This window comes from Parabacteroides leei (genome assembly GCF_023369805.1).
GTDB classification, from domain to species: domain Bacteria; phylum Bacteroidota; class Bacteroidia; order Bacteroidales; family Tannerellaceae; genus Parabacteroides; species Parabacteroides leei.
On record NZ_JAMBQG010000025.1, the window covers coordinates 69589 to 83973 of the forward strand.

The window sequence follows — 14385 nt, forward strand, 5'->3', positions numbered from 1 at the left end:
TTATTCTGATTTTTTATAGATGGTTACTGTATGCCCGTCATGGTCTGTCCGTATCCTGACGGGGGAAACGCCAAGGAAAGAGAGGTGGGTTTCCGCTTTCAGCATGTTCCATTCCCATGCGGGGAGTTCCTTCCATTCCATCCTGTATCCCCATAGTATGAACAGGCCTTGGCGGAATCCGTCGAAAAGTCTTCCGTGCAGGATTCCGACCATCCGGTCCAGTTCTTCCTTGGAATAGACAGTGAATGATTCGTTTCGGTAAATGAACGCGCCTGCCGGCTCAATGTCCTGCCGGCGTTCGATGAGGTATTTTGTCCATTCTTTTGTGGTGTACTTTCCGTACAAGGGGGCAGGTTCCGTATATTTCCATGCCCTGACGAATGTGTGGAACAGGACTGCGCCGTTCTCGTGTCTTCCGGTATGCCCCCATGTCCGGAACTGTTTGTCGCGAATGCCGTTCGGAAGTAATAATCCCGGGTCTGTCGTAACCCAAGGCCCTCCTTCCGTATTATAACAGGTCTGTCCTTCTTTCTCATGGCAGAACGGCATCCGGGGAAGAAGGCAGAGCTGGGTTTCCCGGTCATCGCTTCTTTCAATGTGCGCCTGCGGATAGTAGTCGCCGCCACGGGTGGTATAAGTGACGGTGTCTCCGGCTACGGGTACCGGGTTCTCTTCCCGTTCTTTCCGCATCCTGGAGATCAGCCGGTTCACTTTCTCCACATCGCGCTCCTCTATGGAACATGCGCATCCTTCACGCTCATTGAGCCGGACCAGGCTTTTCAGGTCATAAAAGTTACTGTATTCCATGTCACGACCGGTTTTTTTGGTACAATCCGACCTGGCGGGCAACCATGTCACAGAATTTCTGTCCGTTCTCCTTCTCGCTTCTGAAATAGGCGATCATGTCCCAGAGGTTCCGGTTGAAATAGCCGGTCCATTTCTCGTAGTAGTGGCTTCCATCGACCTTTCCGAATGTTTCTTCAAAAAGCGCGGGAGTCAGTTCCTCATCCCCGTGATGGTTGTATTGCCACAGGGAGACAAGCAGCATTTGGTTGTAATCCAGTGTTTCCATATCTGTTCTTTTTTAGTGAGACATCGGCCTACACGGGTAGGCATTTTTATTTCTTGATGTCTTTCCTGCCTGTTTGCCGGGGATTGCGGCAAGGCTTGGCGAAAGAAAATACCGGAGCGGAGCGAGGATGATTTTCTTTCGGCCAACCAGCCCCTGCAAGGGGCCGCCTTGCGCAATCATTCCGGCAAACGGCTATCTTTACAGCAAGAAATGAAAAAGCGGACCTCAGCTTTTCAGTTCTGAAGTCCGCTTTCCGGTCATTTTGGAATTTCATGCTTTTCAGGTATGTATCTGCCATCCGTGGAACGGCTGCAATGTTACGGCAAACGATCTGTCAGGAATTCCGTGATAGAGCAGACCTCCCACGATACCTGTTTTTCCGTCGGGATAGCGTTGTGTGAAGCCGAACGAGTATGGGGCATGGTCATAACAGAGTGAAATCTCGCTGGGCCGGTCGGGATTTTCCTCCCAACTCTTCAACCGGTCCAGACATTTTTGGAGCGAGGTGTCGCCGATGGATTCGGCATAGCGCTTTACATTCTCGAAATGTTCTTCATTCAGGATTTTCATGACTTTTGCGTTTTATCTGTCGTTAAACAATGAAGAAGCGGACCTCAGCTTTTCCGCTTTGAAGTCCGTTCTCCGGTCATTTTGGGATTTCATGCTTTCAAATGAAAGGCAAGGCGGTGTCTTCCAACATGGGGGCCAGCATCCGGCACATCTCGTAAGCCGCCCTGTTGCGTCCGTCAATATGGTTCGGCTCACGTTTTGCCATACCGATGATGCATGCTTTCATCACTCTGAAGAAAGCCTGTTCCAATGTCTTGTGAAAATAGGGAAGGGTTTCGGCGAAACGTTCCGGATTGAACCCCATGTCATTCAACGCCTGTTCCAGTTTCCTGGCCGTCTTGTATTCACGGCTTTCCTCCAGTCGTTCCGGAATGCCGCCGAAACGGGCTGTATGCAGCTGGCGTTCCAGCTCGGTAACGGTTACTGAAAGTAGTAGTTGGATGGCAGCGACATTGCCGATTCCGAATTTCTGACCGTCGGTTGTGTGGAACTCGATTATGTCCACAGTACCGTTTTCCTGCATTCTCTTGTAGTGGGCAAGATTCTCGCCCAGCATTTTTGCTTTTTGATTGTCCATAATTTTATTTTTGAATTGGTATCTGACTCGTTCTTGTGTAGTTGTTTTCAGTCAATCCAGAATGTGCCGCAATGCGGACATTTGGTTCTACATGGGAAACTGTTTATATAATAGGTGTTCCTGTGGCGCTTATGGTTCATGTCTCCCAAGGTGCATCCGCCTTCCCGGAATCTTTTTTCATAGAGGGCTTCCTGTTTCTGATGCTCGCTCATGCGGCTTTTCCGCATGGTGGACTTCAACGGCTTCATTCCGGTTTCCCACCGGGTGGAATCACACCAGTTGTTCAGCATCCCACAGATTTCATTGGCATAGGAATAATGCACTTGGGAGTCCGCAAAGAGGTTGTCCCTGCAAAACGGGAGGGTGATGTCCGTTGGCAGCCTGACATGGTATCCTGCACCGTTGCGGCTGTCCGCAATGGCAACGATGACATCTCCGTAGAACCGGATGCGCTTGAAATCATTTCCGGTATCTCCCGTGAGCAGTCTGGAGAATATGGCATTGAAATAGATGCGGAGCTCGCCTCCGTATGGGGCATTGGCCAGAAGCTCATGAAGTTCACCGGCAAACTGCCCTTTCTTCAGCTTGAGCGCCCGCCTGATTTTACGGAGGGAGATGGCTTCGGACTCTCCGCGTGCGTTACTTCCGTACACGTATCCTTCTATCTCCACCCCCAGGGAATAGAACATGTTGGTGACGGTGGAGTTGTCTATCAGCTCATCTGCCGGGTCGATGCTGTTCCGTTCGTAAAGCAGGTCTTTTATGCCTTCTTCATTTCGGGCATATTCGTCGGCTTTTCCGTCCGCTTCCATGGCTTTCCTTATATCTGCAAGATACCCTTGCAGGTTGTCGTGCTCCTGTTCGGCATACCATTCCCAGACCTGTTCTTCCAATGGATGGAGGCTGTTCCGGCGGATACACCGTTCCTGCAAGTCCTCACGGCTGTCCAGATTCTCATTGTAGTCCACATAATAGAGGCTGACATATCGGGGGACATAGTCTTTCCAGGATTTCGGGGGCATATTCAGACTGCTTCCTGTCCGGTGGCCTCCTGTTGCTTGTGGATGGGAGTTTTCTGTCAAGATTGTTGTGTTCATTTGTCTATTCAGATTATTGCCCGGCGGGGGCATTGACTGTACGCACTTGGGAAAGTTGCAGTTTCACCACCTTTATTTTTTCAATCAGCTCATTCTCTCTTCGGAATGACGGGGTACATTTGGTACGCCGCATCCCGGCTCCCCAGGGGATTTTGTCACACGCCTTTCTCAGGCGTGCCCTTTCGGTGTCCAAGGCGGACTCCAGACGTGCAAGTTTGCGTTGCAACGATTCTTCGGTCATTGTCTTCATGATTCCATCATTTTTTTTTGAGATATGACGACTGCCGTTATCGGGCTGTCGCCATACCGGGTTGATTATTCAATTTACATTTCCGCCTTTTCTCTTCTGATATTGCGTAAGGTGGATAGCAGGTACAGGAACAAGTCCCTGTCATAAATCCGGAAGAAGAAGGGCTCTTGTGTCTCCTTGACCGTTCCGGTAAATGATACGGACTCCCGGTTCATGGGGAACTGGAGAAGTTTTCCGTTTGCCAGCAGGGTGTGCCCTTGTTTTTTTACTTCTTCCAGAAAGGTTTCCATATCATCCCGCCTTTTATGTCCGGAGAAATAGAGGAAATGATGGCGGCGCAGGCTGAGCAGGATTTCCGCCATGTTTTTTCTTGCGTTTCGGATATCCGGCTCCTCATCCGGGCCGGTGACCAGGTTGCAGATGAATTTTTTCTCTCCGTCCGTATCAGTGAAGAAATAGGGTGTGAGAAGATACTGCCTGTTTGTTTTGCCGGTAATGGCACAGGCCGGCCCTTTGGTGACACCGCCTCTGAAAGTGAGGCTCCGGTAATGTCCCTCCATCTGCCTTTCCAGTTCTTTTCTGGGTGTGGTGACGGAGCGCAGTCCGGTGAAATAACGTCCTTCCACATGAAAACAGAATGTGTACAGGTCTCTGAAGCAGGGCTCGCCGATGAAAAAGAAATTTCTGGTATGTCGGACGGGCGGCAGCATATCCATGTTCTCATAGTATTGGCTTTCTGTTATTTCCTTGAACGGAAGGCACTTGGATTTCAGGTGGATACGGAACATCTTGTCTGCCGTGTTCCTTGAGACGGTGACAAGCCGGGGGTTGTCCTCTCCGGCTCTCAGCTCTTCCAACGTCTTGTGGGTATAATCGCAGTGTATGCCGTCCGACATGGAGGTGAGGAAGCTCCCGTCGAAACGGTACGGGTCGATGACGAATCCGGGTCTTGCATTTTTCATGGTTCAGATGTTTTGAAGGTTCAACACTCTCTTGGCGGCACTGAGTGCATTGGAGGTAAGCTGCCGTTGCCATGCCTTGTTTTTGGGTGACCAGCGGAATCCGGCGGATTTCAGTTCCTTGCGTCTGCTGTCTTCGGGAATCCTGTCAAACAGGATTTGGAGGCGGTCTTCCCCATAGTTCCATACAAGTGTTCCGCCCTCGAACGGCACTTCCTTGCTTCCCTGGCTTTGCACCGCTTTCAGTTTTTCGCGCATCCGTTCCGCAAGTTCCGGCAATTGGAAGAATCTGTTTCTTTGGGTGATGACGGGTTTCTTCACCCTTGCGTTATATTCGGAGATGAAGTCCACCGCCTTCCGAACGATTTCCACTTCCCCGTGATGGGCAAAGACGGACACCTTGTTCAGGATGCTGCTGACGAACAGGGCACGGCTGTAGCCCCGGCATTGTCCGGTATCAATCCCGTGGATGGTGTCGGCACTGCTCCTGATGTCGCGCTTGAGCGTCTGCCATGCCTTTTCCCGCTTCTCTTCCTCCGGTCTGGCGGCTTCCTGTTTCCGCTTGACGGACGCAAGGACCTTTTGCCGCCAATCGCGGAACTCCTCGTAGCGGTTCCGGTAGCTTCTGTTCGTTTTTTCCTGCCTGCGGTAATCAAATCCGCCCCGTCCCGTCACCATCGGGTTGGCGCAGTGCGCGAGGGCCGATAGCTGTGCGGACAGTTTTTGCCGGTAGGCGGTGATATAGTTTTCCCGTTCCCCTTCCGGCATGAGTTGCAGGTCGTTGTGCAGCTCCTCCCCATAAATCATAATGTCCGTTTCTCCGCGAATCTCCGGATCGAAGGAACTCCAGGCGTATGCGTCGCAGGCCTGTTTCCACATGTCCTCCAGATAGCCCGGATGTTTGAATGCTACGGCTTCCCAGTCTTTGAAATTGCTGGAATGCAATTCATTCCGGTCTTCCGGATTTCCGTACAGATGTACAAAGTGGTGCATTCCGTGATGCTCCTTTCTGAAATGGAACGGTACGGGAGGATGGTCCGTACCCTTTTCCCGGATCATCGTGACCCGGTGTGCGTTCTCTGCGGTAAGGTCCGTTACTTGTTCTTCCCGGACCTTTGCTGCTGTTGTTTCAGTCATAACCATTGCTTTTTTGATGTCAGCTGTAAATCATTTCGTCCAGTTCTTCGTCCGGCAGTGTGCGGATTTCCCGTGCCGGATAACTCTTTTCCCGATAGACCAGTGTAGTGGTTGCAGGATTCGTATTTTCCTGTCCTGTTCGTACTTTGGTTACTGTCATCTTGTTCATACTTCTATTGTTTTAAAGTTAGACATGACCGGCTCCGTGGAGCCAGTGTTTCGGTTTCTTACTTGCCGGGCAGCCCTTTGCCTTGATTGTGCAAGGCTTGGCAAAAGAAAATACCGGAGCGAAGCGAGGATGATTTTCTTTTAGCCAACCAGCTCCTGAAAGGGGCCGCCTTGCGCAATCAGAGAGGCAAAGGGCTATCTTTGCGGGTAAGAAAATGAAAGAATGGCAGGTGTTTATGGATTTTCGGATACAAAAAAAGCCATCCTTGCGGGGACGGCTTTAATGGTGTGTTGTACGTCTATTGTGCCATACGTTCCTTTACATTGTTCATGGCTTCTTTCAGGCTGCTGTTCATGACTCGCGCATAATGTTGGGTCATGCGTGTGGAGGCATGTCCGAGCATGACGGATACATCCTGCAAGGGAACGTTATTGGCGAGCGTGACGGTGGTCCCGAAAGTATGGCGGGCCACATGCGTGGTCAGATTTTTCTTTATGCCGCAGAAATCGGCGATTTCCTTGAGGTAGCTGTTCATTTTCTGGTTGCATAAGACAGGCAGGCAGCATCCTTTCTTTATGCAGACCGGGTGTTCCCTGTATTTCTCCAATATGGCCAAGGGAACGGGCAGCAGCGGGATGTTGCTGATGGAAGACGCTTTTCTGCGGCGTTCCAGTTTGACCCTTCCCTTTCTTATCCACCAGTCCCCGAGATTGTCCTGCACCAGGTTTTCCTTGTTCAGGCCGGCTACATCGGAGAACGCCAGGCCGGTGAAACAGGCAAAGACAAAGATATCCCTGACCAGTTCAAGCCGGGGAACCGCGAATTTTTTCTTTATGACGGCCTGTAGCTCGTCGTAGGTCAGGAATACCGGATCGGTCTCGTCCTGCTCCATCTTATAACCGTAAAAGGGATTCTTACGCATCCATTCCTTTGCCAATGCCATATTGGTGAATTTCTTGAAGCATTTCATGTAGCGGACTATCGTGTTCCGGCACAAGCCTCCTTCCGTTTTCAGGTAGATGTCGAACGCACGGATGAACTCCGGTGTCAATTCGTGGAAGGTGATGTCCTCCTTGCCATAATAGGAGGGGATAAGCTGCCGCAATTTCTTCACCACATTCTTATATCGGTTAATGGTGACAGGGGAATAGTCTATATTCACCAGGCTTTCCATTTCCTCGATGCCTTCCTGCATGGTGCCGAGCAACGTACGCATTCCGGTATCTTTTCCGAAAACTCGTTTCAGGATTAGTTTCGGGGTAATCAGAGCCTGTTCCAATACCAGTTCCTTGTGTTTCTCAAGGGCACGGGCATGTAATTCCGCAATATAGGTGTTCAACGCAACGGATGCCCTGTCCCTGCCTTTGCTGCGTCCTTTGGCCGCGTTCCATAAGTTCAGAGGCACGCTTCTTTGGATACGGGCATCGTCATAGTCTCCGTTGATGGTTATCCGCATCAGTACGGGTGCCTCACCGTTTTTCAACAATTTCGTTTTGAGCACGAAAAAGAGAATGTTCATTGTTCCTTGTTTCATCACTTTTGTTTTTTAGAAGTGTTACATCCAATTGTTTCGTCAAAACCAGATGGCATGAAGAGGTGAGACGAAGTGTTAAATTCGGTGGCTTTTTTGAGCGGCTTGTGGCAAAGCCATAGAAAAGCCATAAAAATCCCATTTTCTTAGGTTCGAATTGCCTTTGGTATCCCAGGGTCGATTCCTTTTTTTTATTCTGATGGGATATTCCGTTGTTTTAAACTTCTTTCACAATTTCAAGTTCATTCGGTCATGTGTGCAAAATTACTTTTTTACACCGGAGGTTGATGTTGGCAAATGATTGAAAAACAATGAAATATGGTGCGCGTTTATGGCTTTTTTCAAAGCCTTAAAAAAAGCCACTGAATTGGCAAAACCCAACTTCACAAATATGTAATGAAATGCGTAGCGAGGGTAAAAAAAGAACCCTTGAACTATCTCTAATTCAAGGGTTTTCTAAAATTGAAAAGCTTTTTGGTGGTGCCACCAGGAATCGAACCGGGGACACAAGGATTTTCAGTCCTTTGCTCTACCAACTGAGCTATGGCACCGTTGTTTTGTTTAACGGGTGCAAAGATACGGACTTTTTTTTAATATGCAACAGTTTTGTGGAAAAAGTGACTAAAATTATTCACTGAGTGAATTCCAGCCCTGAGCTTTTAATTCAACTTCTCCGCCATCACGGCCTACTAGATAGTTACCTAATTCTGGCTTTGTGATGTGGCCGATTACTTTAACTCCTTTCATTTCAGATACTTTGTCGTGATCAGTTAAAGGAACGGTGAATAATAATTCATAATCTTCACCGCCATTTAGGGCCGCTGTTACCAAGTTCATACTGAACTGTTCGGCCATGGCTGCGGTCTGATAGTCGATGGGAATTCGCTCTTCGTAAATACGGCAGCCAACATTACTTTCTTTTGAAATATGTAATAACTCGGAGGAAAGACCATCGGAAATATCCATCATGGAGGTGGGTACGATTCCTGCCTTTTCCAGTATTTCAATGATGTCTTTGCGTGCTTCCGGCTTTAGTTGGCGTTCCAGTAGATATTCTTTTCCAGAAAAATCGGGAGTGAAATCCTTTTCTCCTTTGAATACACTCTTTTCACGTTCCAGTAACTGCAGGCCCATGTATGCGGCTCCCAAGTCTCCGGATACGCAAACCAGATCAGTATCTTTAGCTCCACTACGGGTTACAACTTTCCCTTTTTCTCCTTCGCCAATGCAAGTGATGCTGATGCACATTCCAGTTAAAGAGGAGGATGTGTCGCCTCCTACGATATCGACACCATAAATATCACATGCGAGCTGAAGCCCCGAATAAAACTCTTCCAGATCTTCTACAGAGAAACGTTTTGAGATTCCGATCGAGACAGTAATCTGTTTCGGTTTACCATTCATGGCATAGATATCGGAAAAATTGACTACGGCAGATTTATATCCCAGATGTTTCAACGGAACATACATCAGGTCGAAGTGGACGCCTTCAAGTAACAGGTCAGTCGTTACCAGGATTTGTTTCTCCTTGTAGTCCAGTACTGCTGCATCATCGCCAATACCTTTTACTGTACTTTCGTTTTTTAACTCTATTTTCTCTGTCAGGTGGCGGATTAAACCGAATTCACCTAATGTTGCTATTTCTGTTCTTTTACTCATTTTATTTATCGTAAAATATGTTCTCTATGAAAGGTTGTAATATGTTTTCGAATGTCATCGTCGAATCTTTTCTCCAGACAGAATTCGATGGTGATCGGTAGATAATACATATAAGCTTTCCATTCTTCGGGAATATATGGATTATCTGATAACCGGGCTGCATCTTTTTCTGTTGTCAGGATATATTTATCGGATGAACTCATTGATTCGAATACACTTTTTATCCGTCTGATATCGGATTTTCCAAAATCATGGTGATCCGGGAAAATCAACGGAGTAACTTTTTCTGAAAGTTTGCTAGCCTCTTTAATGAAACTTCCAGGGGAGGCTATGCCTGATAGAACCAGAAGCTCTTCATCCTGACGTATATCTTTTCGTGTAAGAGGTTTTGCCCGTGAAGCAAATACCGGCTCTATTTCGCCATAAGTAATATGTGTGAAATGAATGGACTGATGTGCCAGTAATTTCATATTCTCTTCTATGATACGGTACTCGATTGGCTTCATATCTTCTTCACACTTCGTTACGATAACTATATCTGTACGCCGTATCCCATTAACTGGTTCGCGGAGTAGACCGACTGGTAATAATTTGTCGATATAGAATAAACGATGATAATCTGTCAGTACGATCGAAAGCGAAGGAGTTACATAACGGTGTTGGTAGGCATCGTCGAGGAGAATAATTTCCGGACGTTGTTCATTTGGTAGTGCCAGCAAGTTGCTGATACCCCGTCGGCGGTTGGCATCAACAGCGACAAGTATATCGGGAAACTTATGTTTCATTTGATAAGGCTCATCACCGATTTCGATGCTTGTATTTTGATTGTTTGCCAGAATAAAACCAGATGTTTTCCGTTTATACCCCCTGCTGAGTACAGCTATTCTGTGGCTGTCTTTTAACAGGCGGATAATATATTCCGTATGAGGAGTTTTCCCTGTTCCTCCCACAGCCAGGTTTCCAATACAAATGATAGGTATAGGATATGACTCTGTTGGCAATATCCCCCAATCAAACAGTTGATTCCGAAATCGGACTCCTATCCCATATAAAAAAGAGATAGGAGAGAGCAGTGAGTGCATTTTTATGTTGCTTTCTGTCGGCATCTCGGATTATAAGGGTTTAACATCATAAGGTAGTCGTGCCTGAACTCCAGTTGTTGTTTTTATATTGCTCAGATTCTTAAAATATTCGTATTCATCACCTAAAACACTTTTTACAATGGATACTTTTACTTCTCCTAATTGTTTTTCAATGAATTCTTTCCAGAAATCTTTTGTCCCTGAAACATATGTCAGGCTGTAATCGCTCAAGTCTGCTAGTGAAGCTGCTGTTTCAATTGCTTTGTTTATACCGCCCAACTCGTCTACCAACCCACGTTCCTTGGCTTGTTCACCGGTCCAGACGCGTCCCTGGCCAATTTCATTGATAGCTTCCTTGCTCATACCGCGGCCGTCAGCACAACGAGCAAGGAAAGTTTCATATCCTCTTTCAACGAAGGATTGTATAAGAACTTTTTCATCTTCGCGCATTGGGCGGCTCATGTCTCCCAGGTCGGCGTATGCGTTGGTCTTGACAATATCTGTTGTTAATGACAGTTTGTTGAACAAGCCGGTTACATTCGGAAAGATACCGAAGATACCGATCGATCCGGTTAGTGTGTTAGGTTCTGCTATGATTTTGCTGGCGGCGCATGAGATATAGTAACCTCCGGAAGCAGCAACATCCCCCATGGAAACAACGATCGGTTTTACTTTTTTCAATTCTATGACCTGACGCCAGATCTGTTCTGATACGAAAGCGCTTCCTCCGGGAGAATTTACACGGAAGACTACGGCCTTGATATTGTCGTCGTTTTTCAACTTGATTAGTTCGGTAGCAACCTTTTCGGTAATTGCCTGCTCTACATTATAAGGAGAAGAAGAAACTTCGGGTTTGATTTCACCCTCGGCATACAAAATCGCGATACGATCAGCTTTTTCCCGATTGATTGTTTTTATACTTTTTATTTTTGTTATATCGGCCGTTTGCAAACGTTTATTGCTTTGTCCCGCCAGTCCTTTAACATATTCTTCTGCTTCCGGACGATATTTCAATTCATCTACCAATTTACATTCAACCGTTTTCTCTGCAGAAGCAAAGGCATAACCCAGATTAGCAAAGTTATTAATGTCTTCAGTGGAGATATTTCTCGATTCTGCAATACCACTAGTAACGTTATCCCAGATAGTACTCATATATGATTGTATCTGTTCGCGGTTAGCATCACTTAATTTGTCGAGCATGAAGGGCTCTACGGCTCCTTTGTAAGTACCAACTTTGAAGATCATCATGTCTACGCCGACTTTTTTTAGTAATTCTTTATAAAACATAGTTTGTGAAGCCATACCTACAAGACCTAATGTTCCTTGTGGATTAAGAAACACTTTGTCTGCCACTGAACATAGATAATAACATCCTTGGTTGTAGTTGTCGGAGTAAGCAATAACGAACTTACCGCTTTCTTTAAAGTCTGTCAATGCTCTGCGGATTGCTTCAAGGCTGGCAGAGCCGGCACTAAGTGATTTTGCTTCTATGTATATGCCACTGATGTTTTTATTTTCTTTGGCTGTTTGAATTGTTGATAATATATCCTTTAAGGAAAGAGCTTTTTCTGTTTCTCCCATCAGCATGGCAAGAGGGTTTTCTTCTGTATTGTCAGATAAACTACCGTCAAGTGTTAGTTTATAGACTGTATTGCTTTTCGGACTGTAATCGGGAGTGCTATTTATGCTACTTGCAATACCGATTATTGTGAAGATAAATACGATGGAAATCAGGCCAACAGCAACAAATACACCTAATGCTGAGGCAAACATCATTTTAAAAAATTGTTTCATATCTATATTTCGTAAGTTTTTATCAGACAGCAAATATAGTTAACTTCTTGATACTAATCTTTCTTTTGCGTTGATTAATTTGAGCTATAAAGATATCTAGTTATTAAATAACACTTTTGCTTGACTTTTGTTACATATAATGCATTGAAATCCCATAAAGCCCCCCCTATAAAAATACGTTTGATATATATCGAACGTAAAGAGTACATATATGCTTTGTTCGTTTGATAGATGTATTCTCTTCGTTCGATATATGTCAAACGAATAAAAGAAAAGTTTGTCCTGTCCTGAAATAAGTGGTTCTTTTGCAATTTAGTTGAAAATAATATAGATATGTAACCTCGTTCTTGTCATTATTTGCTGTGGAGCCTTAATTATCAGCAAATAAATATCAACTCATTCGATTATGCTATTTATCTGATAGCTAATATATTATACAATATAAACGTTAGGATATTTTGCTTGTTTTTCGTAACTTTATGTCGCCAAACTTAAAGGATTACGATAATGCAAAATACCCTAACGACCACAAAGTTACAGAAAAAGGTCGTGAACATGAAGCTTTTGAAGCCATTTATGAAGATAAAATTAGCCTTTCGTCATTCTTTCCTAATGCAGAACTGACAATTGAAAGTACGGAGTTTCTTGACGGCATCGTCAACATATATGCACGCGGTTCTCTTGACTATGGTATATGTCCCTACTGTGGAATAAAAAGCAGTAAGATTCACAGTCGGTATATCCGACATATCTCCGACTTGCCAGTGTTTGGAAATACCACTATTCTCCATCTTAGAATGCGCAAATTCTTCTGCTCACATCCCGAATGCAAATTCCACACATTTGCCGAGCAACCAGGGATAGAGGTGTTCCGTTACCGCAGGCGTACTCGTAGATGTGAAGTAGTACAGAATCAACATGCAGTCAAACATTCTTCCATTACTGCCGGCAAAATACTTTCCTTGCAAGGAATACAGCTCAGCGGGTCAACGATATTAAGAGATTTGCACCGTATGCTGCCTCCTGCATATACTGATGTCACCAGAATAGGTGTTGACGACTGGGCACAAAGAAAGGGTTCTACATATGGAAGCATTATTATAGATCTTGACCGGTCTATGGTGATAGACTTACTGGGTGATAGAGAGCAGGATAGTTTCGGGATATGGCTGGAACATCATCAAGCGGTAGAATTGGCAAGCCGTGACAGGTCTACGGAATACAGTGCAGCCATTGCCGCCTCAAAATACCACATAATAGAGGTGGCTGACAAGTTTCATCTAATAAAAAACATTCAGGACCGTTTTACGAAAGTGATCTCCGAGCATTACAGCGAGTATCGGAGTATGGTCAGGAATAAAGAGCATATTTTGGAGTGCCTTGATACAGAACCGGATATTCCGGAAGAACCGATACTCCATATGCCGAAGAAGGAGGACTCCAGAGGGGTGATGTTCAATGAAGTAAAAGAGTTGCAAAAGAAGGGCTTCAAGCCTTTTGCCATATCTAAGAAACTAGGCATTTCACGGCAGACTGCTACTAAATACTGTTCAATAGACATATTGCTTGAGCGTAAAAGTAAATTAAGAAACAGCTATCATGTGTTTGATAAATACGTGGAAGAAGAAGTAGAAAAAGGCAAGCCTCTGTCAGCCATATATGCAGAAATCAAGAAGCAGGGATTCAAAGGAAGCAGAACTCCATTTTATGACCATTATCGTTATCTCGGTGACGGACACAGAGGGTTCCGAGCAAAAAACTACAAGCCTCAAAAGAAAGAGAAACCGAAAGATGAAAGGTCCGCTCTCATGCCTGTAAAGACCATGGCCTCTATTGCATGTAATTCAATGGTGGGGAGGGAACCCAGTGAAGAAGGAAAGAATCTGATGGAACTGCTTAATGAAACAGATTGGTTCAATCAAATGTATGAAGCTGCCTGTTCTTTTTACAAAATCATAAAAGGAAATGAACCGATGAATCTAATACGATGGATGAAAGCTTATTGGAAGACAGAAATACCAAATCTAAAAACTTTTATCAAGGGAATTAAACTTGACTATGCTGCCGTAAAAAACACAATTATACAAGATGTAACGAATGGGATTACGGAAGGTTTTGTAAACAAACTAAAGACTGTGAAACGCTTAATGTATGGTAAAGCGAGTATACGACTTCTTAAAAACAAACTGATAATGGAACATATTCTTTTCAACTAAATTGCAAAAGAACCAAATAAGTTGACACCCCCCCAAAGTAAACTTATGTCAGAATCGGGACATGTAGGTTGTATCCGTTGTTTTTCCTTTTTGACAGTATTCTCTATTACGCCCGTACATTATATTACAAAGCCTTTGAGGGAAAAATAATTAAAAAATAATAGCTAAAAGATTTGGATTGTAATAATAAAAGGTCTACTTTTGCACCCGCATTCGAGAGAGAACGGCGCATGAAAAATGATGAAAGAGGTAAGCTGTAGGAGAGGGGA

Annotated in this window: 14 protein-coding genes and 1 tRNA gene; 1 reads left to right on the forward strand and 14 read right to left on the reverse strand. The window is 45.2% G+C overall.

The window, feature by feature from the left end; genetic code table 11:
• The 14 genes from M1P97_RS23765 to sppA form a co-directional block, all read right to left on the reverse strand.
• Positions 1-807, reverse strand: coding sequence for a DUF4121 family protein (locus tag M1P97_RS23765; protein WP_118171486.1), 807 nt, complete (start codon positions 805-807; stop codon positions 1-3).
• A 1-nt stretch (position 808) separates the two neighbouring features.
• Positions 809-1072: a hypothetical protein gene (locus tag M1P97_RS23770; protein ID WP_118171484.1), complete on the reverse strand. Its 264-nt coding sequence runs from the start codon at positions 1070-1072 to the stop codon at positions 809-811.
• Between the two features lie 279 nt (positions 1073-1351).
• The gene (locus M1P97_RS23775) at positions 1352-1642 is read right to left on the reverse strand and encodes a DUF4120 family protein (protein WP_005682988.1); all 291 of its coding nucleotides are present in this window, start codon (positions 1640-1642) and stop codon (positions 1352-1354) included.
• Positions 1643-1739: 97 nt separating this feature from the next.
• Positions 1740-2219, reverse strand: a complete 480-nt coding sequence (locus M1P97_RS23780; RefSeq protein ID WP_117966124.1) for a hypothetical protein — start codon at positions 2217-2219, stop codon at positions 1740-1742.
• Positions 2220-2266: 47 nt separating this feature from the next.
• Positions 2267-3241, reverse strand: a complete 975-nt coding sequence (locus tag M1P97_RS23785) for a hypothetical protein (protein WP_118171381.1) — start codon at positions 3239-3241, stop codon at positions 2267-2269.
• A gap of 88 nt (positions 3242-3329) precedes the next feature.
• Positions 3330-3566: a hypothetical protein gene (locus M1P97_RS23790; RefSeq protein WP_016271634.1), complete on the reverse strand. Its 237-nt coding sequence runs from the start codon at positions 3564-3566 to the stop codon at positions 3330-3332.
• A 74-nt stretch (positions 3567-3640) separates the two neighbouring features.
• A complete protein-coding gene (locus M1P97_RS23795; RefSeq protein WP_151853685.1) occupies positions 3641-4528 on the reverse strand; it encodes a hypothetical protein in 888 nt (295 codons plus the stop codon).
• 3 nt (positions 4529-4531) lie between these two features.
• Positions 4532-5662, reverse strand: a complete 1131-nt coding sequence (locus M1P97_RS23800) for a hypothetical protein (protein WP_118171376.1) — start codon at positions 5660-5662, stop codon at positions 4532-4534.
• Between the two features lie 19 nt (positions 5663-5681).
• The gene (locus tag M1P97_RS23805; protein WP_182426334.1) at positions 5682-5831 is read right to left on the reverse strand and encodes a hypothetical protein; all 150 of its coding nucleotides are present in this window, start codon (positions 5829-5831) and stop codon (positions 5682-5684) included.
• 298 nt (positions 5832-6129) lie between these two features.
• Positions 6130-7365 (reverse strand): site-specific integrase, encoded by a 1236-nt coding sequence (locus M1P97_RS23810; RefSeq protein ID WP_117697074.1) that lies wholly within the window; start codon positions 7363-7365, stop codon positions 6130-6132.
• Between the two features lie 472 nt (positions 7366-7837).
• Positions 7838-7913: transfer RNA gene (locus M1P97_RS23815), tRNA-Phe, on the reverse strand.
• A 76-nt stretch (positions 7914-7989) separates the two neighbouring features.
• Complete coding sequence (thiL, locus tag M1P97_RS23820) at positions 7990-9021, reverse strand: thiamine-phosphate kinase (RefSeq protein ID WP_249390392.1); 1032 nt, start codon at positions 9019-9021, stop codon at positions 7990-7992.
• Positions 9022-9026: 5 nt separating this feature from the next.
• The gene (gene lpxK / locus M1P97_RS23825; RefSeq protein ID WP_249390393.1) at positions 9027-10127 is read right to left on the reverse strand and encodes a tetraacyldisaccharide 4'-kinase; all 1101 of its coding nucleotides are present in this window, start codon (positions 10125-10127) and stop codon (positions 9027-9029) included.
• 6 nt (positions 10128-10133) lie between these two features.
• Positions 10134-11900: a signal peptide peptidase SppA gene (gene sppA, locus M1P97_RS23830; protein ID WP_394803942.1), complete on the reverse strand. Its 1767-nt coding sequence runs from the start codon at positions 11898-11900 to the stop codon at positions 10134-10136.
• 479 nt (positions 11901-12379) lie between these two features.
• Between sppA and M1P97_RS23835 the strand changes: the two genes are divergently transcribed.
• A complete protein-coding gene (locus tag M1P97_RS23835) occupies positions 12380-14116 on the forward strand; it encodes an ISL3 family transposase (RefSeq protein ID WP_195375408.1) in 1737 nt (578 codons plus the stop codon).
• Positions 14117-14385 lie beyond the last annotated feature (269 nt).

What these genes read in the sequence shown, in the direction of transcription:
- M1P97_RS23785 (WP_118171381.1), bottom strand. Translation starts at nt 3,241, where the DNA reads ATGCCCCCGAAATCCTGGAAAGACTATGTCCCCCGATATGTCAGCCTC.
- M1P97_RS23765 (WP_118171486.1), bottom strand. Translation starts at nt 807, where the DNA reads ATGGAATACAGTAACTTTTATGACCTGAAAAGCCTGGTCCGGCTCAAT.
- M1P97_RS23770 (WP_118171484.1), bottom strand. Translation starts at nt 1,072, where the DNA reads ATGGAAACACTGGATTACAACCAAATGCTGCTTGTCTCCCTGTGGCAA.
- M1P97_RS23805 (WP_182426334.1), bottom strand. Translation starts at nt 5,831, where the DNA reads ATGAACAAGATGACAGTAACCAAAGTACGAACAGGACAGGAAAATACG.
- M1P97_RS23835 (WP_195375408.1), top strand. Translation starts at nt 12,380, where the DNA reads ATGTCGCCAAACTTAAAGGATTACGATAATGCAAAATACCCTAACGAC.
- lpxK (WP_249390393.1), bottom strand. Translation starts at nt 10,127, where the DNA reads ATGCCGACAGAAAGCAACATAAAAATGCACTCACTGCTCTCTCCTATC.
- M1P97_RS23790 (WP_016271634.1), bottom strand. Translation starts at nt 3,566, where the DNA reads ATGAAGACAATGACCGAAGAATCGTTGCAACGCAAACTTGCACGTCTG.
- M1P97_RS23775 (WP_005682988.1), bottom strand. Translation starts at nt 1,642, where the DNA reads ATGAAAATCCTGAATGAAGAACATTTCGAGAATGTAAAGCGCTATGCC.
- M1P97_RS23810 (WP_117697074.1), bottom strand. Translation starts at nt 7,365, where the DNA reads ATGAAACAAGGAACAATGAACATTCTCTTTTTCGTGCTCAAAACGAAA.
- sppA (WP_394803942.1), bottom strand. Translation starts at nt 11,900, where the DNA reads ATGAAACAATTTTTTAAAATGATGTTTGCCTCAGCATTAGGTGTATTT.
- thiL (WP_249390392.1), bottom strand. Translation starts at nt 9,021, where the DNA reads ATGAGTAAAAGAACAGAAATAGCAACATTAGGTGAATTCGGTTTAATC.
- M1P97_RS23780 (WP_117966124.1), bottom strand. Translation starts at nt 2,219, where the DNA reads ATGGACAATCAAAAAGCAAAAATGCTGGGCGAGAATCTTGCCCACTAC.
- M1P97_RS23800 (WP_118171376.1), bottom strand. Translation starts at nt 5,662, where the DNA reads ATGACTGAAACAACAGCAGCAAAGGTCCGGGAAGAACAAGTAACGGAC.
- M1P97_RS23795 (WP_151853685.1), bottom strand. Translation starts at nt 4,528, where the DNA reads ATGAAAAATGCAAGACCCGGATTCGTCATCGACCCGTACCGTTTCGAC.